A 24,590-nucleotide genomic window follows, 5' to 3' on the forward strand; every position below is an offset into this window, starting at 1 on the left:
CGGGGCGTGTAGACATGCGGCTCCGCCGCGTGGGCGCGACCAGCCACACACAACCCGCACGCGCCGCACAACCCGCGCCCCCACGGCGCCTACCGCACAGCCACCGCCCTCCTCCTCGGAACAGACCTCACTCCGATCACCCGGTCCATCAGCGCGCCCAGCACATCCCGCACCGACCCCCGCTCCCGCGCATCGCAGTCCAGCACCGGAACATCGGCCCCCAGCCCCAACGCCTCCCGGACCTCCCCCAGTTCGAACCGCTCGGCGCCATCGAAGCGGTTCACGGCGAGGACGAAGGGCGCCCCGTGCGCCTCGAAGTAGTCGACGGCGGGAAAGCAGTCCTCGATCCGGCGCGTGTCCGCGAGGACCACCGTGCCGAGCGCCCCCTCCACGAGGTCGTCCCACAGGAACGAGAAGCGGTCCTGCCCGGGTGTGCCGAAGAGATACAGCGCGATGGACGGGTCCAGCGTGATCCGCCCGAAGTCGAGGGCGACCGTGGTCGTCGTCTTGGACTCCACGCCGTCCAGCGAGTCGACGCCCACCGACACCTGGGTGATCGCCGCCTCCGTGTCCAGCGGTTCGATCTCCGAGATCGCCCCGATGAACGTCGTCTTGCCGACCCCGAGCCCCCCGCTCACCACGATCTTCACGGCGAGCGGCACAACCCTGTCAGAGCGCCCGGACATGGTCCCTGATCCTTTCGAGCATCTGGAGCGGCAGCTCCGCGGGTTGCCGGCAGGCGAGCTGCCCGGCGACGACGAGGTCGGAGATCAGCACCTTGGCGACTCCGAGGGGAACGCCGACCCGGTGCGCCACCTCGGCGACCGTCGTCGGCTGTGCGCACACCGCGACGATGTGCCGCCGTTCGAACGCGAGCGACTGGTCCGGCACCCCGACGGCCACCACCAGCGTCTCCAGCCGCAGATCGGCCTGGAGCGGCTCGGCCCGGCCGCCGGTCATGATGAACGGCCGGACGAAGGACGTGTCGTCGGGGGACTCGACAGGCTCCCGCGCACTCATCGCGGCAACGCCTGCCGGAGATCGGCGATGAGCGCCGGCGTCAGCAGGTCCCCGGCCCGTTCCGCGAGCACCGCCATCTCGTAGCCGACGAGGCCGAGTTCGCCGCTGGAGTCGGCGAGGACGCCGAGGCAGCTGCCGTCCCGGATCGCGGAGACCAGCAGGAAACCGCGCCCCATCTCGATCATGATGAGTTTGACCCCGTCGAAGCCGTACCGCTTGGACGCGCTGCGCGCGAGCGACGACAGGCCCGACACGATCGCCGCGAGATGGTCGGCCTCGGTGCGCCCGAGCCCGTCCGAGACGGCGATGAGCAGCCCGTCGGAGGAGACGGCGACCGCGTCCCGTACCCCGTCGGTGGACTTGACGAAGTTCGCGAGCAGCCAGTTGAAGGTCCGCGATTCGCTGGGGGTGTCGACGGTAGTCACTTGGCGTCACCCTCGCCCTTCGCGGCGCTCTCGTGGTCCGCTTCCCTCTCCCGTTTCTCCTTCTCCACGCTGATCCCGCCCCGCATGTGGGCGCTGCGGAGGGTGGACAGCATTCCGGAGACCTCCTCGGGGCTGCGGTCGGGGGTCCGTTCGGCGGGCGCCGGGCGGCTGGGCCGGTCGGTCTCGCTGACGGCGTCCGCGATCGCGCTGCGCTGGGGCCGCTTGACGAGCCCGTTGCGGGTCCGGGCGGCCGAGGCGCCCTTCTTCTGCTGCTGCTCCGGCCTGGCGGCCTCGGCGGGCTTGGCGCCCTCGGTGGCGACGGAGACGAGCGGCGCCTCGTCGGTCCCCTTGCGCGGGGCGGGCACGGCCGGCTGCTCGGCCGCGGCGGCGGCCTGCTTCGGCACCGCCGTCGGCTCCGTGAGCAGGTTGACGGGGATCAGCACCCGGGCGACCACACCGGCGGCCGGCGCCTCGCCGAGCCGTACCTCGATCCCGCACTTGCGGGCGAGCGCGCCGACCACGAAGTGGCCCAGGAACCGGGTGGGTTCGGCCATGAAGCTGGCGGTGCCGGAGAGCCGTACGTTGGCCTCGGCGAGCGCCTGGGTGTCCATGCCGAGGCCGTGGTCGACGATGGCGACCAGGTAGCCGGCGCTGGTGCGGCGGCCCTCGATCTCCACGTCGGAGTCCGGCGGCGAGAAGCTCAGCGCGTTCTCGATCAGCTCGGCGAGCAGGTGGGCGATCTCGGCGACGACCGAGCCGGTGAGATGGGCGGGCTCGACCCGGCGCAGGGTGACCCGGCGGTACTCCTCGACCTCCGCGAGGGAGGCGCGCAGGACGTCCGTGATGGACAGCGGGGTGGACCAGGGGCGGGGGCTGGACTCCCCGGCGAGGACGAGCAGGCTCTCGGCGTTGCGGCGCATACGGGTGGCGAGGTGGTCCAGTTCGAAGAGGTTGGCGAGGGTGGCGGGGTCGGCGTCCTCGTGCTCCAGCTTGTTGATGAAGCTGATCTGGCGGCGCACCAGGTTCTGGTTGCGGCGGCCGAGGCTGACCAGCGAGTCGGTGGCGTTGCGGCGCAGCACGGCCTGCTCGGTGGCGAGGTCGTAGGCGGCGCGCTGCACCCGGTCGAAGGCCTCGGCGACCTCCTTGACCTCGGCTCCGGCGGTGGCGGCGACGGCGAGCGGGGCGGGCGGGACCGGGCTCTCGCCCGAGGAGCCGTCCTGGACGGCGGCGACCGCCTCGGGCAGCCGCTGCCCGGCCACCTCCCGGGCCTGCTGGGCGAGTTCGGCGAGCGGCGCGGAGACGGACCGTACACAGTCGAGGGCGAGCGCGCCGAGCGCGGCGACGGTGCCGAGGGCCAGCAGCAGGAAGAGGAGCAGGTCGCGCTGGGCGGTGCCCTCCAGTCCTGCGGCCCGGTTCTCGACGTCGGCGCCGAGCGAGACCTGGACGTCCCGCAGCCCGTTGATGGTGGCGGTCATCGCGTCCCACCACTGCATGGGCGGGATGTCGTTCCACCTGAGCTTCCCGCCGCCCTGGACGGCCGTGCTCTCGTACGTGAGCGCGCGCTCCGCGTCCGGGGTGCTCAGGGCCGCGTCCAGGCGCCGCTGCTGGGCGTCGGTGGCCGAGCGGGGGAAGGCGTCGAGGGCGGCGAGACGGCCGGCCCGGATCTCCATGAAGCGGCTGTAGTCGTCGTCCTTGAACTGCCCGGCGCGCACCGAGCCGAGCACGATGGCCCGCTCCTCGCCGGTGAACTCCTTGGCGTTGCCGAGGATCTGCAGCGTCTGGTAGGCGTCGCGCAGGGTGGCGTCATGGACGTCGCTCAGGCCCAGGTCGAGCCGGTCGAGGACGGTGATGGTGGTGGTGAAGTAGTCGAAGGTGTCCTTCACCACGCCGGTGTGGTCGTCCGCGTGCGCGCGGATCCCGGTGAGCCCGTCGAGCCGTCCGAGGGACTCGCGCACCGAGCCGGCGGCCGAGTCGTCGCGTCCGTGGAGCGCCTTGTCCAGCAGGGTGCGGGCGGCGTCGGTGGCCTTGCGCTGTGCGGGCAGCTTGCCGCCGAACTCCTTGACGCCGCCGACGTACCCGGTGGTGAGACCGCGTTCCTTCTGGAGTTCGTGGATGAGGCCCTGGAGGGTGATCTCCAGGCGGGCGTTGTCCGCGGTGGCGGAGGCGTTGCGGTAGGCGGAGATCTGCTCGGCGGCGGCGACGCCCAGCAGTGTCAGCAGGACCGCGAGGGCGAGGACCAGAATCCTCAGAAGCCTGGTGCGAATGGTGGCTGCTTGCACGGAGGTGCCTTAATCAGGAGGCGAGTCGGTGGATGCGCAGAACCGAGGCAGAAATGGTTCTGCGCCCCGGCCAACGAACCTCACGGGGCAGCGGTCACCCGATCATGTTTTTGTTTTACGTCCCGGAAACAGGATCTCGGAGAATCCCGAGGTGACCCGTCGCCTCCCCTCGTCACCGTATACGGGGACGAGGGCGGCCCCGGGTTGACGGCCGGTCGGCTGCCCCGGCCGATCGGGGAGGCCGCTCAGCAACCGTCGCACGGACAGCAGCAGTCGCAGCCGTCACATCCGTCGCAGCCGTCGCACGGGCAGTCGCAGTCGCAGTTGCGGCAGCAGCCTTCGCGCTTCTTCCCGGACCAGGGCCCCTCGTACTCCTCCGCGCAGCACATCTGGCAGCTGCAGCACAGCAGCGCGAACATGCCGCAACCCGCCAGGAGTCCGCGCTTCTTCACCGGGGCCTCGGGCCCGGGCAGGTGGGCCGCGCAGCGCGGCACGGCCCCGAACGCCCGGTCCACCGAGCGCCCGAGTTCGTGTACGAGCAGCAGATGGGCCAGCGCGCCGTCCGTGAACTCCGTGTCCCGCAGCGCCAGCCGGATCCCGTGCAGCGCGTCGTCGGCGAGCCGGCGGGCCTCGGTGAGGGGGGTCCCGGTGGCGGTGAGCGGGTTCCAGGCCCCCGTGGCGGCGTCGGCGGTCCGGTCCTCGACGGCGTCCAGCAGATGCGCGAGCCGGCCGAAGAGGCGTCCGGCCTCGGCGAGCGGAACGGCGTTGCCCGGCCGGCCGGCCAGCACGGCGGTGTGCGCGAAGGCCGCCGCGGTGGCCGTCTCGGTCGGTTCGGTGACCGCGAGCAGGGGCGTCCCCGGCCCCGCGAGCGCCTCGATGCCGAGCTGCCGGTCGACTGCGTCGACGAGGATCCCGGTGTCGAACCCGACCCCCGCGCCGCCACGGGCTCCCGCGCGCCCCCAGCCGTCCGCGACCCGGCGCGCGGCGACCGCGACCGGCCCGCGCGCCAGCAGCCCGTCCCCGTCGGCGACATGGTCGCGGACCTTGGCCGAGGCGAGCACCAGGGAGACGGCGGCGGCGAGCCGCGCGCCCTCGCCCCGGGCGACGGAGGCGGTCCGCATCCCGCGCAGCGGGCACGGTCCGGCCGTACGCCGCCCGTCCTGCGGCCGCGCCGCCTGAGCCTCCGTCAAAACCGATATGAGCAGCCCGTCATAGTTCGTCACGAGCCGCGCGAACTGCCCGTGGTCACCGCGCAGGGCGAGGCACAGCCCGCACAGATGCGCCATCCACTGGCTCTTGAATCTCTCCCCCAGCCGATGACCACATGGTCTGACCATCCCGAACACGCCCGAAATCCCCCCAAGCCGTTCACTCAAACGCACTACCGATCACCCATACGCCCGGAACAATCATATTTCACTCTCAGTCAGCAGACATGTGAGCTAGGGCCCTTGGCACATCTGGGCTCTCGACGTATGCGCTCTGCACCAGTACCGTCACAAACCCCCCGCGCGGCGTCTATCCACTTGGCGCGCCATCCGCATCATGGACGACCATAGAGATGCGGAGCATGAAGGACCGCTGTGAGAGGAGGCGTCCATGGGATCGGTACGCAAGGCGAGTGCCTGGCTTGGCCTCGTCGACGACAACGATGACGAGCGCTACTACGACGACGACTACTCCGAAGGGACCGAGCAGCCCGGGGACGCCTGGGTCACCGACCCGCGGGTCAAGGTGGCCTCGGACGTCGCCGAGGTGAAGGGCCGTCGGATCGGCACGGTCACCCCGGACAGTTTCCGGGACGCCCGCGCGCTCGGTGAGCTGTTCCGCGAGGGCGTGCCGGTCATCGTGAACCTCACGGCCATGGAGCCGGCCGACGCCAAGCGGGTCGTCGACTTCGCGGCCGGGCTGACCTTCGGCCTGCGCGGCACCATCGAGCGGGTCGCCAACCGGGTCTTCCTGCTGACCCCCGCCAACACGGAGATCGTCAACGGTGAGCCGGCCTCGCGCCGGGAGGACGGCTTCTTCAACCAGAGCTGAGGCAGGGCCGCTCACCGGCCCTGCCCCCGCGCAGGGTTCACCGGAACGCGTCGAGTCCGGTGAGCGCCTTGCCCAGCACCAGCTGGTGCATCTCGACGGTGCCCTCGTAGGTGAGCACCGACTCGAGGTTGGTCGCGTGCCGCATCACGGGATACTCCAGCGAGATCCCGTTGGCCCCGAGAATCGTCCGTGCCGTACGGCAGATCTCGATCGCCTCTCGTACGTTGTTGAGTTTGCCGAAGCTGACCTGCTCGGGACGCAGGCGGCCGGCATCCATCCGCCGCCCCAGGTGATGGGCGAGCAGGATCCCCTTGTGCAGTTCGACCGCCATGTCGGCGAGTTTGGCCTGGGTGAGCTGGAAGCCGCCGATCGGCCGCCCGAACTGCTCCCGCGTCTTCGCGTACTCGACGGCGGCCTCCAGGCAGCTGCGCGCGGCGCCCATGGCGCCCCACACGATCCCGTACCGGGCGTGCGACAGACAGCTGAGCGGCCCCTTGAGTCCGGTGACCTCCGGCAGTACGGCATCGGCGGGCAGCCGCACATCCTCCAGTACCAGCTCACTGGTGACACTCGCCCGCAGCGACCACTTGTGCTTGATCTCCGGGGCCGAGAACCCGGGCGTGTCGGTGGGTACGACGAACCCCCGGATCCCGTTGTCGCTCTGCGCCCACACGACGGCGACGCCCGCCACCGACCCGTTGGTGATCCACATCTTCCGCCCGTTCAGCACCCAGTCGCCGCCGGCGTCGCGCTTCGCGTACGTCCGCATGGAGGCCGGGTCGGAGCCGTGGTCGGGCTCCGTCAGCCCGAAGCACCCGATGACGTCACCGGCGGCCATGCCCGGCAGCCACCGCTGCTTCTGCTCCTCGCTCCCGAACCGGTGGATGGCGTACATGGCCAGCGACCCCTGCACGGACACCAGCGACCGGATACCCGAGTCCGCGGCCTCCAGCTCCAGACAGGCCAGCCCGTACTGCACGGCCGACGCCCCCGCGCACCCGTACCCCTCCAGCGACATCCCGAGGGCCCCGATCGACCCGAGCTCCTTCGCGAGCTCCCTGATCCCCGGCAGCTCCCCGCTCTCGTACCACTCGGCGACATACGGCAGCACCCGGTCCGCCGCCCACCTCCGCACGGTCTCCCGTACGGCGACATCCTCCGGCTCCAGCAGATCGTCGATCCCGAGCGGGTCCCCGGGATCGAACGGAGGCAACTTCACGGACGCGGACATGGACCCTCCCAAAACTAGCGCTGCTAGTTACAACAGGTTACGCGCCCTCCCCCACATCTCCCACCCACACGTGCGAGTCACCAACAAGGTCGACGTCTCAGGTGGCGGCCACCCACCGTCGACAACTGCGCGCACAGGCGAGCCAGCCGACAGCCGCCGGCCGGCAAAGGACAGAAGGCGGACGGGTAAGGACGATGGCGGAAGGCGAACGGCGAACGGCGAACGGCTGACGGCTGACGGCTGACGGCTGACGGCTGACGGCTGACGGCTGACGGCTGACGGCTGACGGCTGACGGCTGACGGCTGACGGCTGACGGCTAGCGGCTAGCGGCTAGCGGCATGCGGCAGCCGCCGACGGCGATTCGCCCCCACTGGTCGGTCCACCCTCCCACTCACCCGCACGGGCGGTGCGTGGGCGGGGAAGGTTCTGGCGTGCAGCCGCCGACGGCGAGCCGCCCTGCCGGGCAGCGCGTCACGCGGAGACGCGGGAGCGGGTGGGTTCGCGGGGAGCGGGAACCTCGACCGGCGCTTCCTCGCACTGCATGACCCGCGGCAACCGCAGCGCCATCACGGCCCCCAGCAACAGCAACCCCGCACTCACCAGCAACGTCACATGCAGCCCGTGCACGAAGGAATCCCGCGCCGCCCGCCGCAACGCCGCCCCCGCCGCCCCGCCCAGCCGCCCGGCGACGTCGTAGGCCTCCCCCAGCGAATGCCCCGCCGCGGCCGACGCCGACGCAGGCACCCCCGGCACCGCGGCCAGCCCCGGCGCGTACGCCGCGTTCATCACGCTGCCGAGAAGCGCGATCCCGATCCCGGCACCCAGCTGGTACGACGTCTCGCCGATCGCCGCCGCGCCCCCGGCCTGCTCCGCCGGCGCCTCGTTCAGCATCGACTCGTACGCCCCGAAGAGCGTGGTCTCCAGGCCGAAGCCGAGCAGCACGAAGCCGACGAGCAGCAGACCCGCGTTGTCGACCCCGCCCATCGCCGTCAGCGTCAGCACCGCCACCGCGGTCAGGCAGAAGCCGAAGCACACCATCCGGCGCGGCCCGAAACGCCGCAGCATCCGCGCCCCGGCCAGCCCCGCCGCCATCGCGGCTAGCGTCAGCGGCAGCAGTCGTAGCCCCGTCTGCAGCGGGGACAGCCCGAGGACCAGCTGCAGATACTGCGCGGCGATCAGTTCGAGGCCCACCAGCGCGAGCATCGCCAGCACGATGCAGCCCACTGCCGTGCTGAACGCGGGCCGCGCGAACATCTTCAGGTCCACCAGCGGGAACGCCCGCCGCCGTTGCCGTCGGCCGAAGAGCATCAGCAGCAGCGCGCCGAGCACCAGCGGCGCCACCGTGAGCACGCTGCCCGCCGGCTCGCCGCCGCCCAGGCGTTTCACGGCGAAGACGACCCCGAACAGACCGGCCGCGGCCATCAGCGCGCCGACCACGTCCCAGGGGCCGTTGCGGTCGCCGCGCGACTCGGGCAGGAGCAGCCGTCCCACCGGGAGGCTGATCAGCATCAGCGGGATGTTGACCAGGAAGACGGAGCCCCACCAGAAGTGTTCGAGGAGGAAGCCGCCGAGGAGCGGGCCGACGGCCGCGCCGACCGCTGCCACCGCGCTCCAGATGCCGATGGCGACGGCCCGTTCATGGCGGTCGGGGAAGACCTGCCGGAGGATCGACAGCGTCGCGGGCATGATCATCGCGCCGCCGACACCGAGCAGCGCCCGGGCCAGGATCAGCGCCTCGGCGCTCGGCGCGACGGCCGCCGCCGCGGAGGCGACGCCGAACAGGGCGTATCCGATGAGCAGGACGCGGCGCCGGCCCACCCGGTCGCCGAGCGTGCCGAAGAGGATCAGCAGCGAGGCGCAGACCAGCGGATAGACGTCGACGATCCAGAGCAGCTGCATGGCGCCGGGCTTGAGGTCCTCGGTGACGGCGGGCACCGCGACATGCAGCACGGTCGCGTCGAGGGCGACCAGCAGCAGGCTGACGCAGAGGACGACGAGGACGACCCAGCGGTTGGCACCGGCACCGGCTTCGGGCGCCCGACGGCGCTGGCGTACGGCAGCCGTGGTCGTCCCGGACATGTACGTACCTCCCAGATGGTCCCTCGCGCGCGGCGGATCGGCGGGGCGGGGACTCCCCGTCGTACGGCCGGAGAGGAGCGGGGTCTCCGGCCCGCGCATACGAACGCGAGTGACACGTCAGCGTACGCGAGTTCGTTCCGGGGGCACGTGGCGGACCTCTCACACTCTCCGCAGAACTCATGTGGCGTACGCCACTGGCCCCGACCGGGACCACGCCCGGGCGGGGCTTCCGGTTCCGCGTCCGGTCGATAATCGAGCCCGTGACCGATCTTGAAACGCCCGTGTCGGCGCCTCCCCTCCCGGCCCCGCGCCGGGCCGCGCCGGCGCTGCTCGGGTACGTCGCCGTGCGCGCCCTGGGCCTGTTCGTGCTGGCCGTGTGGAGCGCGGCGCGCGGCAAGAACGCGCACACCTTGTTGACGGCCCGCTGGGACTCGCTGTGGTACACGCGGGTCGCCGAACTGGGCTACGGCTACGAGGTGCGGCTGCCGAACGGCGACGTCCACTCCAACCTGGCCTTCTTCCCGCTGCTGCCGTGGCTGGAGCGCCTGTTGCACGCGCTCACGCCCCTGTCGTACGCGGACGCGGGCCTCGCGGTCGCCCTGCTCGCCTCGCTCGCCGCGGCCTGGGGGATCTTCGCGGTCGCCGACGTGGTGTACGGCCCGCGGGTCGGGGTCTGCGCGGTACTGGTGTGGGCCGTCCTGCCCGTCGGGATCGTGCAGTCGATGGCGTACAGCGAGTCGCTGTTCACGGCGCTGGCCGCCTGGTCGCTGTACGCCGTGCTGACCGGCCGCTGGGTGGGCGCGGGTGCGCTGGCCGCGCTGGCGGGGCTGACCCGGCCGGTGGGACTCGCCGTGGTGGCGGCGGTGTGGACGGCGGGGGTGATCTCGTTCGTGCGGGATCGGAGCAGAGGCGCGCGGGAGCAGAGTGCAAGTGACGTGCAGGGCGCGCACGATGGCGAGCACGCCCCTGAGGCGTCCAGCGCCGCCCGCGCCCGGCGCACCCCACAGCCAACCGGCGCACATCACGCAACACGCGCCCCCCACATCCCTTACACCCCTTACGCCTCGTACGGCGCACCCGTCTGGCGACGCGCCCTCGGTATGCTCCTCGCCCCCGCCGGCGCGGCGGCCTATGTGCTGTGGGTCGGCCATCGCACCGGCAAGGGTCCGCTCGGCTATCTGGACGTCCAGGCGGGCTGGCGCAACGGCTTCGACGGCGGCTATGCGTTCGCGCGCTTCGTGGGCGACAAGTTCACGTCATTTCCGTCCGCTCTGGCCGGAGCGGGTTTGATCGTCGGGGTCGGCCTGCTGTTGTGGCTCTACGTGACGGGTCTGCGGCAGCGGCAACCGCTTCCCCTGCTGGTCTACACGGGTGTCGTCCTCGCCCTCGCGCTCTGCGCGTCCAGCTACTTCGGGTCCAAGCCGCGGCTGCTGATGCCGGCCTTCCCGGTGCTGTTCCCGCTCGCCCGAGCCCTCGCCCGACTGCGCACCGGCCGATCGGCGCTGGTCACGGCCGGTGTCGCGGTGGCCTCGGCGGTCTATGGCGCGTTCTGGCTGAACGGCTCCGGGCCACCATGATCATCTCCGCCGGGACGGTGAGCAGCCGGAGAATTCCACCCCATGCTTTGGTTAACGAATTCATAAGTGCCATAAAACGGCCGCCCAGCATGATCAAAGGAATTGAAGGGCAGACCCCCGGCGGATTACGGAATCCTTAGAATTCGGAAGCCTCCTGAGAGGTTTCCCACATCACATCGTCATCACAAAGCCGCTGTTTCGACCGGGAACAGAGCTCACTCGCTGTAACGTCGATTGGGTGCGTACCGAACGAAACCTCACCCGTCTGGACCGGGTGTTCGCCAGGCTGGACCGTGAGCCGGAACGACCGGCTCACATTGATGTGCCGCGGATGAGCCGGCACCGGGTGGTGTTGTTCACCGGAACCCTCGCCTTCTACCTGGCGATCGTGTGGGCCGTCGTCATCACCTCGTGGCTGGTCCGGCTCGACTGGCAGGTCATGTTCTTCCGGCCGTACCAGCAGTGGTCGGGAATCCACTGGTTCGTCGATTACTACGTGGTCCTCGGCCAGCGCGGCCCGACCGCCGTGATGGTCGCGGCCTGGCTGGGCTGGCGCTCCTGGCGGCAGCACACCCTGCGCCCGCTGCTCACGCTCGGCGCCTCGCTGCTGCTGCTCAACATCACGGTCGGCGCCGCCAAGCTCGGCATGGGGCGCCTCGGTCCGCACTACGCGACCGTGATCGGCTCGAACGAGATGGGTCTGGGCGGCGATATATTCCCCAGCGGCCACACCGCCAACGCGGTGGTGACCTGGGGAATTCTGGCGTATCTGGCCTCCACCCCGCGAGCCCGCCGCTGGCTCTCCGCCGCCTCGGCGGTCACCTCCCTCGGCGTCGGCATGTCCACCGTCTACCTCGGTACGCACTGGCTGAGCGACGTGTTGCTGGGCTGGGCCGCCGGGCTGCTGATCCTGCTGGCGCTCCCCTGGTGCGAGCCGTTCATCGCCCGCGCCGAGACCTCGCTCTTCGACCTGCGCGACCGCTGGCGCTCCCGCCGCGGCAGCGCGGTGCCGGTACCCGCGCCCGCCCCCGTCCCGGTCCCGCCCGTGGTCCTCAAGCCGCGTCCGGCGCCGGCCGAGCAGACGGAGCCGGAGCGCGAGCCGGTCTCCTCCACCCGCTCCCCCCGGACGCCGATCCATCTGGCGCCCGGCCCGCACACGGCCCGCTCGGAGCGCACCCCGGTGACCCCGGTCGGCAGCCGCCGCCCGCAGCACCCGGAGCGGCAGCCGCGCGGCACCGCCGGCCAGCCGGCCCGCCCGCTGACGGGCGGCTGAGGACCGCACGGACGCGACCGCGGGGCCCAGGTACGCACAACCGGCCCCGCGATCGGCCCTCCAGGCGCGCTCAGCCCTTCCAGGCGCGCGCCACCACGCCGTCCCGTACCTCGAAGTTGAGCCGCCCCGCCCGGTACTCCATGGTGATGATCGCCCCCGGCGGCAGTGAGCGGACCGTCGGCCACCCCCGCTCCCGGGCGAGCCGTTCGGCGTCGTCCGAGTGAAGGCCTACGTACCCTTGCGGGCTGTCCTGGGGCTCCGTCGGCGGAGCGGGATTCGGTGCCATGCGGCCACGCTAGGCGGCTTGCGGCGGGGACGGAAGCCGAGCCGGTCGGTGAAGTCCCGCATCCGTCTCCGGTCACGCTTCTGTCACAGAATCACGACACGCGTTTCGGTCGAACTCCGTCACACGTACGAGCGGTTCCGTACGTCTTCCTGGCGCATTCGAGCGCAATTCCCTGATGCCGGTAGGGTCTTCCGAAAAGCCCGCCGGAAAGAACCGGAAGTAAGGACCAGGGGGGCCCATGCGGGCCGATTCCATTCCGAATCCACGGACCCGCGCACAACCTGACACCGCATAAGAGTTTCACCACTCGGACACAGAACCCCCGTACGGGCCCGGGTGAATCGGCGTCACATCGGGGCACTCGGTTCCGATGCGGAGCATGTACATGCCCCCAAAACGCGCCGGGCCCCACCCGGTCGGACCGGGCGGGGCGGGCTGGTGCGGGGCAGGGGTGCGCGTCAGAGCGCGAGGCGCTGCCCAGGCACGATCAGGTTCGGGTCGTCGCCGATGACGGCCTTGTTGGCGGCGTAGAGGCGCTGCCAGCTGGTGCCGTGCCGCGCGGCGATCCCGCTCAGGGTGTCGCCCTCGCGGACGGTGTAGTCGCCCTTGGCCGAGGCGCCGGTGCGCGGGGTCGAGCGCTGCGGCGTCTTCGCCGCGGGGGTCGACTTCCTGGTGGTCGTCGACTTCGTCGCCGACTCCGTGCCGCTCTTCGTGGTCGCCGAGGCGCTCTCGGGCGCCGAGCCGGTCGCTCCGGCCCGTGCGGAGCAGACCGGCCACGCGCCCCAGCCCTGGGCGTGCTGAACCTTGGTGGCGACGGCGATCTGCGCTTCCCTGGAGGCCTGGTCGGCCGTCGACGCGTAGGCGGTGCCGCCGTACGCGCGCCAGGTGGAGGCGGAGAACTGGAGTCCGCCGTAGTAGCCGTTGCCGGTGTTGATGTGCCAGTTGCCGCCGCTCTCGCACTGGGCGATGCGGTCCCACACTCCGTTGTCCGCCGCCGCGGCGTTGCCGGTGGCTGCCAGCAGGCCCAGCGGGGCGAGCAGCGCCGCTCCGGCCAGGGCGGCCGTCGTACGGCCCTTGCGGGAGCCGTTCTTCGCGGCGGTCTCACGGGTGGTATCGGCACACTCGGACATGTATTTCCCTCTCCACGTACCCGGGCTCCCCCAGGCGGTCGCGGTCCCCGCGCGATGGACGCGGTTCTTCGCGCTCGCCCCGTCCGCCGCGGCCTGGTACTGCGGTGGTGCTCTGCCTGGTTCGGCCGGCGGACGTACCCGAGCGGTGCTCGTTGCACACGGCGGAGGAATCTAGGGACCGGGAACGCCCGAAATCAACCAACTCCCCGTCCGGCCAGGCCAGTTCGGTGTTACCGTTGGTAGCGGCGATTTCCAGCCACCCACTACATTCCCTGATTTCATGATTTGTCGACCATGGGTTCGATGGATCTGTGATTCACTTCACCGCGTCAAACTCCTTTGGCTTGCGAAGAGTTGACGGGGAGTGCCGAATTCCGCACAGGGAGTGACCCTGTGCAGTGGATGGTTCGATCCCGATCCCCCCGAGGCGTGACCCCCACCACAGATCACCCGTTGTCTTCTTCATGAGCCCGCGACCCCGGGGGCTCACGGACCGGGAGCCCCCCGGGCCTTCACGTACCGCATCCCGAGGGAGCCACCGTGCCGCGCATGCTCGACGTCAGCGACGAGGTACGCGCCGAGATCGGCGACGAAGAAGCCGACCGGCTGCTCGCCGGAGACAACGCCCCCGGCAGCTACGACTGCACGTCCTGCCGCACCCCGGGCGACTCCGAACAGGAGCGCACCAGCACCGTCCTCTTCATCGGCGACGAGACCGCCGTCCTCGCCTTCGCCCACGCCACCTGCCTGCCCTCGCAGGTCGTCCAGGTCACCGAGGAGCAGCTACAGGGCGCGGTCCGCTCCATCAACGGCGACAGCGCGCCCGGCGGCGGGCCGCAGAAGTCCGTGCCCGAGCAGGCGGTGCTCGGGGTGACCAGCGGACTCGTCCTGATCGCCGGGGAGTTGCACCCCGCACTCGTCGTCGAGCCGACCTCGCCGATCGTCCGGCCCGGCACGGACGGGGTCGGCGACGACTTCCTGCCGCTCCTCATCGAACAGGGCTTCATGCCGCTGACGGAGCTGACCTCGGTGCCGCCGGTGCTGCACGGGTGGTCGGTGCTGCTGGCGGTGGGTCAGCTGCACGCGGTGCTGCAGCCGGGGCCGAACGGCGGGCAGCCGATCGCCTGGTGGCAGGCGCACCAGCCGCTGCAGGTGACCGACGGGTGGCGGGCGGCCGCCAACAAGCACCAGCAGGTGCTGATGTTCGCGGCGCCAGTGGGGTCGATCGGGCGGCAGCCCCGGGAGGACCTGCTGCGGGACGCCCTGGACAAGGCCGCGGCGAACGGGAAGCTGGTGGCGGCGGCGCTGCCTCTTGCGGGGGTCTGAGGGTCGCCAAAGGGGCGTCACCGAACCGCATCTCTTCACCGACCCGGTCGTTTGGACATACGTGCACGCATACGACCTTCCGCCCCGCCGGCCGTCCTTCTCCGCCGTTCCGTCCGCACGGGTGGCCCAGGAGGCCACCGGCGGGGTCTCGGCCACGCCGATCTACGACTCGCTCTACGCGGAGTGGGTCAAGAGCTTCCGTACGCTGCCGGGAGACCGCAGCGGTGAGGAGGATCTGGGGTTCGTCGCCTTCGGGAACGCCCCGTTCAGCACGGGCACCCACGGGCTGGGGTCGTACGGAGGGACCGCGTACAGCGCGTACAGTGCGGGCGCCTTCAGCGCGCGGCACGGCGGTGAGCAGCCGCAGCCGCCGCAGTGGCAGCGGATCGGGACGCTCGGCCGGTCCCAGGACGCCGGGATGACCGCGGTCCCGGCGGCGCTTCCGCCGGGACCGCGCCGGGGTCTGTGACACATGCGTGAGGGGCGGCCACCGTGACCGGTGGCCGCCCCTCACGCATGTCCCTACTTCTTCTTCGCGCCGCGCTTCTCGCGCACCCGCACGGAGATGTGGATCGGGGTGCCCTCGAAGCCGAACTCCTCGCGCAGCCGGCGCTCGATGAAGCGGCGGTAGCCGGCCTCGATGAAGCCGGAGGCGAAGAGGACGAACCGCGGCGGCTTGGTGCCGGCCTGGGTGCCGAACAGGATGCGGGGCTGCTTGCCGCCCCGGACCGGGTGCGGGTGGGCCGAGACCAGCTCGCCGAGGAAGGCGTTGAGGCGGCCGGTGGGCACCCGGGTCTCCCAGCCGGCGAGGGCGGTCTCGATGGCGGGGACCAGCTTCTCCATGTGCCGGCCGGTGCGCGCGGAGACGTTCACCCGGGGCGCCCAGGCGACCTGGCCGAGTTCGGTCTCGATCTCGCGCTCCAGGTAGTAGCGGCGCTCCTCGTCGAGGGTGTCCCACTTGTTGAAGGCCATGACGACCGCGCGGCCCGCCTCGACGGCCATGGTGACGATCCGCTGGTCCTGGACCGAGATGGACTCGGAGGCGTCGATCAGGATGACCGCCACCTCGGCCTTCTCCACGGCGGCGGCGGTGCGCAGCGAGGCGTAGTAGTCGGCGCCCTGCTGGAGGTGGACGCGCTTGCGGATACCGGCGGTGTCGACGAACTTCCAGGTGACGCCGCCGAGTTCGATCAGCTCGTCGACCGGGTCGCGGGTGGTGCCGGCGATCTCGTTGACGACGACGCGCTCCTCGTTCGCCACCTTGTTGAGGAGGGAGGACTTACCGACGTTGGGGCGGCCGATGAGGGCGATCCGGCGGGGGCCTCCGACGCCGGGGCCGCCGAAGGTCTGCTCGGGGGCCTCGGGGAGCGCCTCCAGGACGGCGTCCAGCATGTCGCCGGTGCCGCGGCCGTGCAGGGCGGAGACCGGGTGCGGCTCGCCGAGGCCGAGGGACCACAGGTAGGAGGCGTCGGCCTCGCCGCTGGGACCGTCCACCTTGTTGGCGGCCAGCACGACGGGCTTGCCGGCCTTGCGCAGCAGTCGTACGACCGCCTCGTCGGTGTCGGTGGCGCCGACCTTGGCGTCGACGACGAAGACGACCGCGTCGGCCGCCTCGATCGCGTACTCGGCCTGGGCGGCCACGGAGGCGTCGATGCCGAGGACGTCCTGCTCCCAGCCGCCGGTGTCGACGACCTTGAAGCGGCGGCCCGCCCACTCGGCCTCGTAGGTCACGCGGTCGCGGGTGACACCAGGCTTGTCCTCGACGACGGCCTCGCGGCGCCCGATGATGCGGTTGACCAGGGTCGACTTGCCGACGTTCGGGCGGCCGACGACGGCGAGCACGGGCAGCGGGCCGTGGCCCGCCGCCTCGATGGCGCCCTCGACGTCCTCGATGTCGAAGCCCTCTTCGGCGGCGAGCTCCATGAACTCCGCGTACTCGGTGTCACCGAGCGCCCCGTGGTCGTACTCGTGCTCAGCCGAGTCGCCGGGCTGGCTGTGGTCGTTCATGAAGTCCGTACCTCGTCGTTCATCGTGGTGATCGGTGGATCAGCCGCATTTGGGCCGATCCACTACTTAGTGTCGCCTAGCGTCCGGTCAGACGCCTGGCGTTTTCCAGGTGGCCGCTGAGCTGCTTCTGGATGCGTTCGGTGGCCTCGTCCAGGGCCTTGCGGGTGCGCCGGCCGCTGCCGTCGCCCGCCTCGAAGGGGTCGCCGAAGACGACGTCGACGCGGGAGCGCAGCGGGGGCAGCCCCTTTATCAACCGTCCCTGCCGCTCGGAGCTTCCCAGCACGGCCACCGGGACGATCGGCGCGCCGGAGCGCACCGCGAAGTAGGCGAGGCCGGCCCGCAGGGCGGCGAAGTCGCCGTCGCCGCGGCTGCCCTCGGGGAAGATGCCGAGCACTCCCCCGGCCTCCAGGACGCCGAGCGCCCGGGTGATCGCCGTGCGGTCGGCGGTCTGGCGGTCCACCTTCAGCTGGCCGATCCGGGTCAGGAACGGGTCGAGCGGCCCGACGAACGCCTCCTTCTTGATCAGGAAGTGCGTCGGCCGGGGCGCCACGCCCATGACCATCGGGCCGTCGATGTTGTGGGAGTGGTTCACGGCGAGGATCGCCGGGCCGTGCGCGGGCACCTTCCAGGAACCCAGCACACGCGGCTTCCACAGCCCGTACATCAGGCCGACGCCGATCCGCCGTCCGGTCTCGGCGCCCCGCCGCGACGGGAGGCTCACTTCCCGGCCCGCTTCTCCTCGACGAGGGTGACGACACACTCGACGACCTGGGCGAGGGTGAGCTCGGTGGTGTCCACCTCGACCGCGTCGTCCGCCTTGGCGAGCGGCGAGGTCTTGCGGGTCGAGTCGGCCGCGTCCCGCTTGATCAGGGCCTCGCGGGTGGCGTTGACGTCGGCGCCCTTGAGCTCGCCGCTGCGCCGGGCCGCGCGGGCCTCCGGCGAGGCGGTGAGGAAGATCTTGAGGTCGGCGTCGGGCAGCACGGTCGTACCGATGTCCCGGCCCTCGACGACGATTCCGACCCCGGCCGAGGCGGCCAGCGAGCGCTGCAGCTCGGTGATCCGCGCCCGCACCTCCGGCACCGCGCTGACCGCGCTGACCGCGCCGGAGACCTCCTGGGTGCGGATCGGGCCGGCCACGTCGGTGCCGTCGACCGTGATCGTCGGGTCCGCCGGGTCGGTGCCGGAGACGATCTCGGGCTTGCCGGCCGCGGCGGCGATCTCGGACGGGTCGGCGACGTCGATCCCGTTGGTCACCATCCACCAGGTCATCGCCCGGTACTGGGCGCCGGTGTCCAGGTAGCTCAGGCCGAGCTGCGCGGCGACGGCCTTCGACGTGCTCGACTTGCCGGTGCCGGCGGGGCCGTCGATGGCGACAATCACGGGCTGGGCGGCGCCGTTTTCCACGGGAGGACACCTTCCGGGTGCAGGGTGGGAGTGGTGTGCGGGACGCCATCGCGCCCCGCACAAGGTTACCGGCCCCCGGGACCGCCCGATTCAGCGCTATTGCCGCAGCGCCCAGCCCCGGTCCCGCAGGGCCGAGGTGAGCACCGGAACGGCCTTCGGCTCCACCCACAGCTGGACGAGACCGGCCTGCTGCCCGGTGGCGTGCTCGATGCGGACGTCCTCGATGTTGACCCCGGCCGCGCCGGCGTCCGCGAAGATCCGGGCCAGCTGGCCGGGCTGGTCGTCGATGAGCACCGCCACGACCTCGTACGCCCGCGGCGCCGACCCGTGCTTGCCGGGGACCCGCACCTGGCCGGCGTTGCCGCGCCGCAGCATGTCCTCGATGCCGGCCCCGCCCTCGCGCCGCTTCTCCCCGTCGGAGGACTGCAGGGCGCGCAGCGCGCCGACCGTCTCGGCCAGGTCGGCGGAGACGTCCGCGAGCAGGTCGGCGACCGGCCCGGGGTTCGCGGAGAGGATGTCGATCCACATCCGGGGGTCGGAGGCGGCGATCCGGGTGACGTCCCGGATGCCCTGTCCGCACAGTCGTACGGCGGCCTCCTCGGCGTGCTCCAGACGGGCGGCGACCATGCTGGAGACCAGGTGGGGCATGTGGGAGACCAGGGCCACCGCGCGGTCGTGGGCGTCGGCGTCCATCACCACCGGCACGGCCCGGCAGTGCGAGACCAGCTCCAGGGAGAGGTTCAGCACCTCGGTGTCGGTGTCCCGGGTCGGGGTGAGCACCCAGGGGCGGCCCTCGAAGAGGTCGGCGGTGGCGGCCAGCGGGCCGGACTTCTCCCGGCCGGCCATGGGGTGCGTGCCGATGTAGGTCGACAGGTCCAGGCCCCGCGCCTCCAGCTCGCGGCGCGGGCCGCCCTTGACGCTGGCGACGTCCGCGTAGCCGCGCGCCACGCCCCGGTCCATCGCGTCCGCGAGGACGGCGGCCACATGGGCGGGCGGGGCGGCGACCAGGGCCAGGTCGACGGGGCCCTCCGGGGCCTGGTCGGTTCCGGCGCCCAGCGCGGCGGCCGTGCGGGCCTGCTCCGGGTCGTGGTCGGCGAGGTGGACGACGACGCCCCGCTGGGAGAGGGCGAGCGCGGCGGACGTACCGATGAGACCGGTACCGATGACGAGGGCGGTCCTCACTGGGCGATGTCCTTGCGCAGGGCGGCGGCGGCGCCGAGGTAGACATGGCTGATGTCGGCGCGGGGCCGGTCCGACTCGATGTGCGCCAGTATCCGTACGACCCGGGGCATCGCGCCCTCGATGTCCAGTTCCTGGGCGCAGATCAGCGGGACGTCGACGATGCCGAGCTTGCGCGCGGCGGCCGCCGGGAAGTCGCTGTGCAGGTCGGGGGTGGCCGTGAACCAGATGCTGATCAGGTCGTCGGCGGTCAGTCCGTTCCGCTCCAGGACGGCGGTGAGCAGCGCTCCGACCTGCTCGTCCATGTGACCGGCCTCGTCCCGCTCCAGCTGGACGGCCCCCCGGACCGCTCGTACCGCCACGGCACTGCTCCTGTTCTGATGTCGGCTCCTGCGTCCGTCCAGCCTAGTCAGACCGTGCCGCGTACCGGCACGGTGCCCGCCCGCTGAGACGCCGTCTCAGCGGGACTGGCGCCGGATCAGGTCCTCGATCGAGGCCTTCGGGACCTCGCCCTCGGGGGTGAGCCGGTCGACGGCGTCGGGCAGCACCCGGGCGAGCTGGTCGGCGGCCTGCTCCGGGGTCGTCCCGGCCTCCTCGGCGACCTGCTGGAGGGTGTCGTCGGGCAGGGCCCGCTGGAGCTGGTCGCCGGTGACGGGCTGGTTGGCGCCGGTGCCGACCCAGGAGTCCTTCTGGGCGGTCAGACCGGACCTCGCGAGGGTGTCCAGCAGTCCGCCGATCGAGCCGCCGCCCTGGCCGTGGCTCATCGCGGCGATCAGCGCGGTCAGCAGCCCGGCGCTCTTGCCCTCGCCGCCCAGGAGGCTGCCGAGCATGCTTTCGAGATCGTTGCCTGCCATGGCCCCAATGTCACTTGAATTACCCCATTCCGCTACTTGGGGTGAAAAGCCCCTGTGCGCCTCTTTACGCCGGACCCACCGGTCCGCTCTGATGGCAGGCACACCCGCCTCGGGGGAGGCCCGCCATGAAACGTCCCGGACCTGTGCTGACCCTTCTCGCGGGTCTGCTGCTCGGCCTGTTCATGCTGACGCTCAACGCGACGACGGGGACGAGGACGGCCTCGTCGTCCTACCGGGAGAAGTCGCCGAGCCCCACGCCGACGAGCACCACCGCGGCACCGAGGACCTCGCCGTCACCCTCGCCGTCACCCTCGTCCTCGAAGATCCCCGACTCCTCCTACTCCGGCCGCACCGACGACGACTCGTCCTCCGTCGCCGTCTCGGTCCGCGCCGGCAGGGCGATCGCCTACTTCTGCGACGGGCACAGCAAGGAGGCGTGGCTGAAGGGCCCGGTGAAGTCCGACGGCAGCATGCGGCTGACCGGCGCCGACGGCTCCGTGCTGAACGGCACGTTGCAGGAGAACAAGCGCATCCGCGGCGCCGTCGAGTTCGACGGCGGCCACTACGCATTCACCGCCCAGAAGGCCGTCAAGGGCACCGCGCTGTACCGGGCCACGGCGACCGTGCGCGGCGCGCGGATCGACGGCGGCTGGATCGTGCTCGCCGACGGCAGCCAGGTCGGCGTCGTCGACCGCGACGGCACGCCCTCGGCGGCACCCGGCATCGACCCGGAGACCGGCGCCGTGACGGTCGACGGCCAGCGGCTGACGGCGGCCCCGGTCGCTCCCTGACACCCAGCCCGTCCCCGAACCCGGCCGTGACCCGAGGGAGCCGACCATGACCGTCGACCCGAACGCCGCCACCCAGAGCTGGCCGTCGCCCGAGCCGGACCACCGCCGTGCGCACCCGGCCCGCTATCTGCTGCCGGCCCTGGTGGCCGCCGCCGTCGCGGTCGGCCTCGGCGTGTACGGCAGGGTCCACCATCCGACCGGCACCGCGTTCAACCTGGCGGGCTTCAGCAGCACCGGCGCGGTGAAGTCCTGGCTCGCCTCGACGGCGTTCTTCTTCGCCCTCGTCCAGCTGGTCTCGGCCCTGATGATGTACGGCAGGCTGCCGGGGCCGCGCTGGGCGTCCGCGCTGCACCGCTGGTCGGGGCGGATCGCGTTCCTGGTCGCCGTGCCGGTGGCGGTGCACTGCCTGTACGCGTTGGGCTATCAGACGTACGAAACGCGTGTTTTGTGGCACTCCATCCTGGGTTGCTTCTTCTTCGGTGGTTTCAGTGCCAAGATGCTGCTGCTCCGCTCGGAGCGACTCCCTGGCTGGCTGCTGCCGATCGTCGGTGGACTGGTGTTCGCCGCGCTCACGCTCATCTGGCTGACGTCAGCGTTCTGGTTCTTCCGCACGTTCGGGGTGACGACATGACCGACGGCTCCACTCGGCGCACGGTTCTCGCGACAGGCGCTGCCGCGCTCGCCGTGGGATGCGCGGGATGCAGCAACTACAACGACAACAGCGGTTCCTCCAGCTCCGGCGAGTCGACGGCCGGTGCCGCCGCCGGGACGGCGCTGGCGCGGACGAGCGAGATCCCGGAGGGCGGCGGCACGGTCTTCAAGGACCAGAAGGTCGTGGTGACGCAGCCGACGAAGGGCGAGTTCAAGGCCTTCTCGGCGATCTGCACCCACCAGGGCTGCACGGTGAACCGGGTGGCGGACGGCACCATCGACTGCCCCTGCCACGGCAGCAAGTTCAAGATCGCCGACGGCGCGGTGGCCCATGGTCCGGCGACACGGCCGCTGCCGGCCAAGTCGATCACCGTCAGCGGAAATTCGATCACCCTGGCGTGACCGGCCGCGTACGCTCCCCGGCATGCAGCCCGAGGACCTGGTACGCGACCACACGATCTACGCCTGTGTCATGGGGTCGCGCGCCTTCGGTCTGGCCACGGAGGGCAGCGACACCGACCGCCGGGGCGTGTTCCTCGCCCCCACTCCCCTGTTCTGGCGCTTCGAGAAGCCCCCGACGCATGTGGAGGGGCCGGGCGAGGAACGGTTCTCCTGGGAGCTGGAACGGTTCTGCGAGCTGGCGCTGCGGGCCAACCCGAACATCCTGGAGTGCCTGCACTCGCCCCTGGTCGAGCACGTCGACGACACCGGCCGCGAGCTGCTCGCGCTGCGCGGCGCCTTCCTCTCCCGGCGGGCCCACGACAGCTTCACCCGGTACGCCCTCGGCCAGCGCCGCAAGCTCGACGCCGACGTCCGTACCCACGGCGCCCCGCGTTGGAAGCACGCGATGCATCTGCTGCGGCTCCTGACCAGCGCCCGCGACCTGCTGCGCACGGGTGAGCTGACGATCGGCGTCGGCGACCGGCGCGCGGAGTTCCTCGCCGTGAAGCGGGGCGAGGTCTCCTGGGCGGAGGTCGAGTCGCGGATGGCCCGGCTCGCCGAGGAGACGGAGCGGGCCCTGTCCGGCAGCCCGCTCCCGGCGGAGCCGGATCACGCGCGCGTGGCCGACTTCCTGTTCCGGGTCCGCCGCGCCTCGGCCTGCCCGGAGCCCCGCCCGGTCGGCCCCTAGGCGTCCCAGAGCGCGCCCAGCGTCATCAGGTCCCCCCGGTACTCGATCCGGTCGGCCCACGCGGTCGGCCAGGCGTCCTCGCCCAGCCAGGCACCGGCGAACGCCCCGGTCAGACAGGCGATGGAGTCCGAGTCGCCGGAGGAGCAGGCGGCCCGGCGCAGGGCGAGCAGCGGCTCGTCGGGGAAGAGCAGGAAGCAGAGCAGACCGGTGGCGAGGGCCTCCTCGGCGATCCAGCCGGCGCCGGTGGCCAGGCAGGGGTCGTCCTCCGGCGAGGCGGTGCGCACGGCCTCCTCCAGCCGGTCGAGGATCGCGAGGCACTCGTCCCAGCCGCGCGCGATGAAGTGCTCCGGGTTCGGGTCCTGGCTGCGGGTCCACAGGTCGCCGAGCCAGGTGCGGTGGTAGCGGTTGCGGTTCTCGCGCGCGTACGACCGCAGCCGCCCGACCAGTTCGGCCGGTCCGACCCCCTGCGCGAGCAGCCGTACGGCCCGCGCGGTGAGGTCGGAGGCGGCCAGGGCGGTGGGGTGGCCGTGGGTGAGGGCGGACTGCAACTGGGCGGCACCGGCCCGCTGTTCGTCGCTCAGCCCGGGGGCGAGCCCGACGGGCGCGACCCGCATGTTGGCCCCGCATCCCTTGGAGCCGATCTGGCTGGCGTCCTGCCAGAGCCGTCCCTCCTCCTTGAGCAGCTCGCAGGCCCGCAGACAGGTCCGGCCGGGCGCGCGGTTGTTCTCGGGCGACTGGTACCAGTCCACGAACTCCTCGCGCAGCGGCCGCTCCAGCCGCTTGGGCGCGAGCACGCCCCGGTCCATGGCGGTGCGCAGCGCGTGTCCGACCGCGATGGTCATCTGCGTGTCGTCGGAGACGACGGCACGCGCGGGCAGCTCCATCTCCTGCCACGGCCCGCACTTGGCGAGGATCGACGGCACGTCGTTGAACTCGGTCGGGAAGCCGAGCGCGTCCCCGAGGGCGAGACCGATCAGGGCGCCGGTGGCGGCGCGTTTGTGGACGATGGTCGTGGTCATGCGGGGCGTCCTTCCCGGGACGGGCGGAGCAGGGGCGGGTGGAGGGCGGTGGCGGTGCCCGCGCGGTAGAGGGCGGCCGGTTTGCCACGGCCGCCGGTCAACCGGGCGGCGCCGGGGACGGGTTCGACGAAGCCGGGCGTGGCGAGCACCTTGCGGCGGAAGTTGGGACGGTCCAACTCGACGCCCCAGACGGTCTCGTAGACGTTCTGCAGCTCGCCGAGCGTGAACTCGGGCGGGCAGAAGGCGGTGGCCAGGCAGCTGTACTCCAGCCGCGCGCCCACGCGTTCGTGCGCGTCGGCCAGGATCCGGTCGTGGTCGAAGGCGAGCGGTCCGGCCGCGTCGTACGGCAGCCAGCGCGCCTGTGCCGCGTCGCCGCCGCCGTGCGGTTCGGGCGGGTCGGGCAGCAGCGCGGTGAAGGCGACGGAGACCACCCGCATCCTCGGGTCGCGCTCCGGCTCGCTGTAGGTGCGCAACTGCTCCAGGTGCAGCCCCTCCAGGCCCGGCAGGTTCGACAGGCCGGTCTCCTCGGCGAGTTCGCGCCGGGCCGCCGTCTCGGCCGACTCCTTGGGCAGCACGAAGCCGCCGGGCAGCGCCCAGTGGCCGAGGTACGGCTCCTGTCCGCGCTCGACGAGCAGCACGTACAGGGTGCCGGCCCGGACGGTGAGGACGGCGAGGTCGACGGTGACGGCGAAGGGTTCGTAGGCGTACTTGTCGTAGCCCTGCATACGTCCGTCCACCCCCTTACTGGTCGTTCGTGTCGATCACTTAATGGTCAATTCGACCAATAGTCTCTACGACTATAAAGACTTCGCAGGTCACCGCGCAAGCCCCGCCGCAGGCCGCCAGTGGCCACTGGAGCGCCTTTCCCGGAAACGGCGACGGGCCGGTC

General features: G+C 71.8%; 26 protein-coding genes. 9 read left to right on the forward strand and 17 right to left on the reverse strand.

The window, feature by feature from the left end; all coding sequences use genetic code 11:
* Positions 1-89: 89 nt before the first annotated feature.
* From ACIPSJ_RS39410 to ACIPSJ_RS39430, 5 genes are all read right to left on the reverse strand, one after another.
* Entirely contained in the window at positions 90-686 is a 597-nt protein-coding gene (locus ACIPSJ_RS39410; protein ID WP_359208838.1) for an ATP/GTP-binding protein, read from the reverse strand.
* Positions 670-1,020: a DUF742 domain-containing protein gene (locus ACIPSJ_RS39415; protein ID WP_359208835.1), complete on the reverse strand. Its 351-nt coding sequence runs from the start codon at positions 1,018-1,020 to the stop codon at positions 670-672. The genes ACIPSJ_RS39410 and ACIPSJ_RS39415 overlap by 17 nt, the downstream gene beginning before the upstream one ends.
* Positions 1,017-1,445 carry a roadblock/LC7 domain-containing protein gene (locus tag ACIPSJ_RS39420; protein ID WP_355723830.1) on the reverse strand — a complete coding sequence of 143 codons (429 nt, stop codon included), beginning with the start codon at positions 1,443-1,445 and terminating at the stop codon, positions 1,017-1,019. The genes ACIPSJ_RS39415 and ACIPSJ_RS39420 overlap by 4 nt, the downstream gene beginning before the upstream one ends.
* Positions 1,442-3,724 carry a nitrate- and nitrite sensing domain-containing protein gene (locus ACIPSJ_RS39425; protein ID WP_401353060.1) on the reverse strand — a complete coding sequence of 761 codons (2,283 nt, stop codon included), beginning with the start codon at positions 3,722-3,724 and terminating at the stop codon, positions 1,442-1,444. The genes ACIPSJ_RS39420 and ACIPSJ_RS39425 overlap by 4 nt, the downstream gene beginning before the upstream one ends.
* Before the next feature lie 245 nt (positions 3,725-3,969).
* Positions 3,970-5,061: a DUF5685 family protein gene (locus ACIPSJ_RS39430; protein WP_401353062.1), complete on the reverse strand. Its 1,092-nt coding sequence runs from the start codon at positions 5,059-5,061 to the stop codon at positions 3,970-3,972.
* Between the two features lie 262 nt (positions 5,062-5,323).
* Here ACIPSJ_RS39430 and ACIPSJ_RS39435 point away from each other — a divergent pair, with 262 nt between their 5' ends.
* Positions 5,324-5,764: a cell division protein SepF gene (locus ACIPSJ_RS39435; RefSeq protein WP_355723835.1), complete on the forward strand. Its 441-nt coding sequence runs from the start codon at positions 5,324-5,326 to the stop codon at positions 5,762-5,764.
* Positions 5,765-5,801: 37 nt separating this feature from the next.
* Here the strand turns inward: ACIPSJ_RS39435 and ACIPSJ_RS39440 are convergent, their stop codons facing one another.
* Together ACIPSJ_RS39440 and ACIPSJ_RS39445 are read right to left on the reverse strand one after the other, a co-directional pair.
* Positions 5,802-6,995, reverse strand: coding sequence for an acyl-CoA dehydrogenase family protein (locus tag ACIPSJ_RS39440; protein ID WP_365695316.1), 1,194 nt, complete (start codon positions 6,993-6,995; stop codon positions 5,802-5,804).
* 472 nt (positions 6,996-7,467) lie between these two features.
* Positions 7,468-9,075, reverse strand: coding sequence for an MFS transporter (locus tag ACIPSJ_RS39445; protein ID WP_401353064.1), 1,608 nt, complete (start codon positions 9,073-9,075; stop codon positions 7,468-7,470).
* A gap of 260 nt (positions 9,076-9,335) precedes the next feature.
* On the opposite strand from ACIPSJ_RS39445, the gene ACIPSJ_RS39450 reads away from it, so the two are divergent.
* Positions 9,336-10,652 (forward strand): mannosyltransferase family protein, encoded by a 1,317-nt coding sequence (locus tag ACIPSJ_RS39450; RefSeq protein WP_401353066.1) that lies wholly within the window; start codon positions 9,336-9,338, stop codon positions 10,650-10,652.
* Between the two features lie 238 nt (positions 10,653-10,890).
* Complete coding sequence (locus ACIPSJ_RS39455) at positions 10,891-11,925, forward strand: phosphatase PAP2 family protein (protein WP_359208821.1); 1,035 nt, start codon at positions 10,891-10,893, stop codon at positions 11,923-11,925.
* 70 nt (positions 11,926-11,995) lie between these two features.
* Here the strand turns inward: ACIPSJ_RS39455 and ACIPSJ_RS39460 are convergent, their stop codons facing one another.
* Complete coding sequence (locus ACIPSJ_RS39460) at positions 11,996-12,211, reverse strand: I78 family peptidase inhibitor (RefSeq protein ID WP_359208818.1); 216 nt, start codon at positions 12,209-12,211, stop codon at positions 11,996-11,998.
* A gap of 458 nt (positions 12,212-12,669) precedes the next feature.
* Complete coding sequence (locus ACIPSJ_RS39465; protein WP_401353069.1) at positions 12,670-13,341, reverse strand: transglycosylase family protein; 672 nt, start codon at positions 13,339-13,341, stop codon at positions 12,670-12,672.
* Positions 13,342-13,881: 540 nt separating this feature from the next.
* Here ACIPSJ_RS39465 and ACIPSJ_RS39470 point away from each other — a divergent pair.
* Together ACIPSJ_RS39470 and ACIPSJ_RS39475 are read left to right on the forward strand one after the other, a co-directional pair.
* On the forward strand, positions 13,882-14,667 hold the full coding sequence (locus ACIPSJ_RS39470; RefSeq protein WP_359208812.1) for a hypothetical protein: 786 nt from the start codon (positions 13,882-13,884) through the stop codon (positions 14,665-14,667).
* Between the two features lie 61 nt (positions 14,668-14,728).
* Entirely contained in the window at positions 14,729-15,136 is a 408-nt protein-coding gene (locus tag ACIPSJ_RS39475) for a hypothetical protein (RefSeq protein WP_355723857.1), read from the forward strand.
* Positions 15,137-15,189: 53 nt separating this feature from the next.
* Here ACIPSJ_RS39475 and der read toward each other — a convergent pair whose 3' ends face one another.
* The 6 genes from der to ACIPSJ_RS39505 form a co-directional block, all read right to left on the reverse strand.
* Positions 15,190-16,674: a ribosome biogenesis GTPase Der gene (gene der / locus ACIPSJ_RS39480; protein ID WP_359208806.1), complete on the reverse strand. Its 1,485-nt coding sequence runs from the start codon at positions 16,672-16,674 to the stop codon at positions 15,190-15,192.
* A 76-nt stretch (positions 16,675-16,750) separates the two neighbouring features.
* Positions 16,751-17,338 (reverse strand): lysophospholipid acyltransferase family protein, encoded by a 588-nt coding sequence (locus tag ACIPSJ_RS39485; protein WP_359209370.1) that lies wholly within the window; start codon positions 17,336-17,338, stop codon positions 16,751-16,753.
* Positions 17,339-17,391: 53 nt separating this feature from the next.
* Entirely contained in the window at positions 17,392-18,078 is a 687-nt protein-coding gene (gene cmk / locus ACIPSJ_RS39490) for a (d)CMP kinase (RefSeq protein WP_359208804.1), read from the reverse strand.
* A gap of 96 nt (positions 18,079-18,174) precedes the next feature.
* Positions 18,175-19,260, reverse strand: a complete 1,086-nt coding sequence (locus tag ACIPSJ_RS39495) for a prephenate dehydrogenase (RefSeq protein ID WP_401353072.1) — start codon at positions 19,258-19,260, stop codon at positions 18,175-18,177.
* Positions 19,257-19,619, reverse strand: coding sequence for a chorismate mutase (gene aroH / locus ACIPSJ_RS39500; protein WP_355725043.1), 363 nt, complete (start codon positions 19,617-19,619; stop codon positions 19,257-19,259). Before aroH ends, ACIPSJ_RS39495 begins: the two co-directional genes overlap by 4 nt.
* A 96-nt stretch (positions 19,620-19,715) precedes the next feature.
* Positions 19,716-20,111 carry a YidB family protein gene (locus ACIPSJ_RS39505; protein WP_359208797.1) on the reverse strand — a complete coding sequence of 132 codons (396 nt, stop codon included), beginning with the start codon at positions 20,109-20,111 and terminating at the stop codon, positions 19,716-19,718.
* A gap of 125 nt (positions 20,112-20,236) precedes the next feature.
* Between ACIPSJ_RS39505 and ACIPSJ_RS39510 the strand changes: the two genes are divergently transcribed.
* The 4 genes from ACIPSJ_RS39510 to ACIPSJ_RS39525 are packed head-to-tail and all read left to right on the forward strand — an operon-like array spanning position 20,237 to position 22,682.
* Positions 20,237-20,902, forward strand: coding sequence for a hypothetical protein (locus tag ACIPSJ_RS39510; protein WP_401353074.1), 666 nt, complete (start codon positions 20,237-20,239; stop codon positions 20,900-20,902).
* Between the two features lie 46 nt (positions 20,903-20,948).
* Positions 20,949-21,533, forward strand: coding sequence for a DUF6529 family protein (locus ACIPSJ_RS39515; RefSeq protein WP_359208791.1), 585 nt, complete (start codon positions 20,949-20,951; stop codon positions 21,531-21,533).
* The gene (locus ACIPSJ_RS39520; protein ID WP_359208788.1) at positions 21,530-21,955 is read left to right on the forward strand and encodes a Rieske (2Fe-2S) protein; all 426 of its coding nucleotides are present in this window, start codon (positions 21,530-21,532) and stop codon (positions 21,953-21,955) included. Before ACIPSJ_RS39515 ends, ACIPSJ_RS39520 begins: the two co-directional genes overlap by 4 nt.
* Before the next feature lie 22 nt (positions 21,956-21,977).
* Entirely contained in the window at positions 21,978-22,682 is a 705-nt protein-coding gene (locus tag ACIPSJ_RS39525; RefSeq protein WP_359208786.1) for a DNA polymerase beta superfamily protein, read from the forward strand.
* On the opposite strand, the gene ACIPSJ_RS39530 is transcribed toward ACIPSJ_RS39525, so the two are convergent.
* Together ACIPSJ_RS39530 and ACIPSJ_RS39535 are read right to left on the reverse strand one after the other, a co-directional pair.
* The gene (locus tag ACIPSJ_RS39530) at positions 22,679-23,701 is read right to left on the reverse strand and encodes an ADP-ribosylglycohydrolase family protein (RefSeq protein ID WP_359208783.1); all 1,023 of its coding nucleotides are present in this window, start codon (positions 23,699-23,701) and stop codon (positions 22,679-22,681) included. The two genes, ACIPSJ_RS39525 and ACIPSJ_RS39530, sit on opposite strands and share 4 nt — an antisense overlap.
* Positions 23,698-24,426: an NUDIX domain-containing protein gene (locus tag ACIPSJ_RS39535; protein WP_355725120.1), complete on the reverse strand. Its 729-nt coding sequence runs from the start codon at positions 24,424-24,426 to the stop codon at positions 23,698-23,700. Before ACIPSJ_RS39535 ends, ACIPSJ_RS39530 begins: the two co-directional genes overlap by 4 nt.
* Positions 24,427-24,590 lie beyond the last annotated feature (164 nt).

The organism is Streptomyces sp. NPDC090088 (assembly GCF_044747345.1).
Lineage (GTDB): Bacteria > Actinomycetota > Actinomycetes > Streptomycetales > Streptomycetaceae > Streptomyces.

Coding starts and splice junctions, on each gene's coding strand:
- ACIPSJ_RS39410 (WP_359208838.1), bottom strand. CDS start 686: ATGTCCGGGCGCTCTGACAGGGTTGTGCCGCTCGCCGTGAAGATCGTG.
- ACIPSJ_RS39415 (WP_359208835.1), bottom strand. CDS start 1,020: ATGAGTGCGCGGGAGCCTGTCGAGTCCCCCGACGACACGTCCTTCGTC.
- ACIPSJ_RS39430 (WP_401353062.1), bottom strand. CDS start 5,061: ATGGTCAGACCATGTGGTCATCGGCTGGGGGAGAGATTCAAGAGCCAG.
- ACIPSJ_RS39435 (WP_355723835.1), top strand. CDS start 5,324: ATGGGATCGGTACGCAAGGCGAGTGCCTGGCTTGGCCTCGTCGACGAC.
- ACIPSJ_RS39440 (WP_365695316.1), bottom strand. CDS start 6,995: ATGTCCGCGTCCGTGAAGTTGCCTCCGTTCGATCCCGGGGACCCGCTC.
- ACIPSJ_RS39445 (WP_401353064.1), bottom strand. CDS start 9,075: ATGTCCGGGACGACCACGGCTGCCGTACGCCAGCGCCGTCGGGCGCCC.
- ACIPSJ_RS39460 (WP_359208818.1), bottom strand. CDS start 12,211: ATGGCACCGAATCCCGCTCCGCCGACGGAGCCCCAGGACAGCCCGCAA.
- ACIPSJ_RS39465 (WP_401353069.1), bottom strand. CDS start 13,341: ATGTCCGAGTGTGCCGATACCACCCGTGAGACCGCCGCGAAGAACGGC.
- der (WP_359208806.1), bottom strand. CDS start 16,674: ATGAACGACCACAGCCAGCCCGGCGACTCGGCTGAGCACGAGTACGAC.
- ACIPSJ_RS39485 (WP_359209370.1), bottom strand. CDS start 17,338: ATGTACGGGCTGTGGAAGCCGCGTGTGCTGGGTTCCTGGAAGGTGCCC.
- ACIPSJ_RS39505 (WP_359208797.1), bottom strand. CDS start 20,111: ATGGCAGGCAACGATCTCGAAAGCATGCTCGGCAGCCTCCTGGGCGGC.
- ACIPSJ_RS39510 (WP_401353074.1), top strand. CDS start 20,237: ATGAAACGTCCCGGACCTGTGCTGACCCTTCTCGCGGGTCTGCTGCTC.
- ACIPSJ_RS39515 (WP_359208791.1), top strand. CDS start 20,949: ATGACCGTCGACCCGAACGCCGCCACCCAGAGCTGGCCGTCGCCCGAG.
- ACIPSJ_RS39520 (WP_359208788.1), top strand. CDS start 21,530: ATGACCGACGGCTCCACTCGGCGCACGGTTCTCGCGACAGGCGCTGCC.
- ACIPSJ_RS39525 (WP_359208786.1), top strand. CDS start 21,978: ATGCAGCCCGAGGACCTGGTACGCGACCACACGATCTACGCCTGTGTC.
- ACIPSJ_RS39530 (WP_359208783.1), bottom strand. CDS start 23,701: ATGACCACGACCATCGTCCACAAACGCGCCGCCACCGGCGCCCTGATC.
- ACIPSJ_RS39535 (WP_355725120.1), bottom strand. CDS start 24,426: ATGCAGGGCTACGACAAGTACGCCTACGAACCCTTCGCCGTCACCGTC.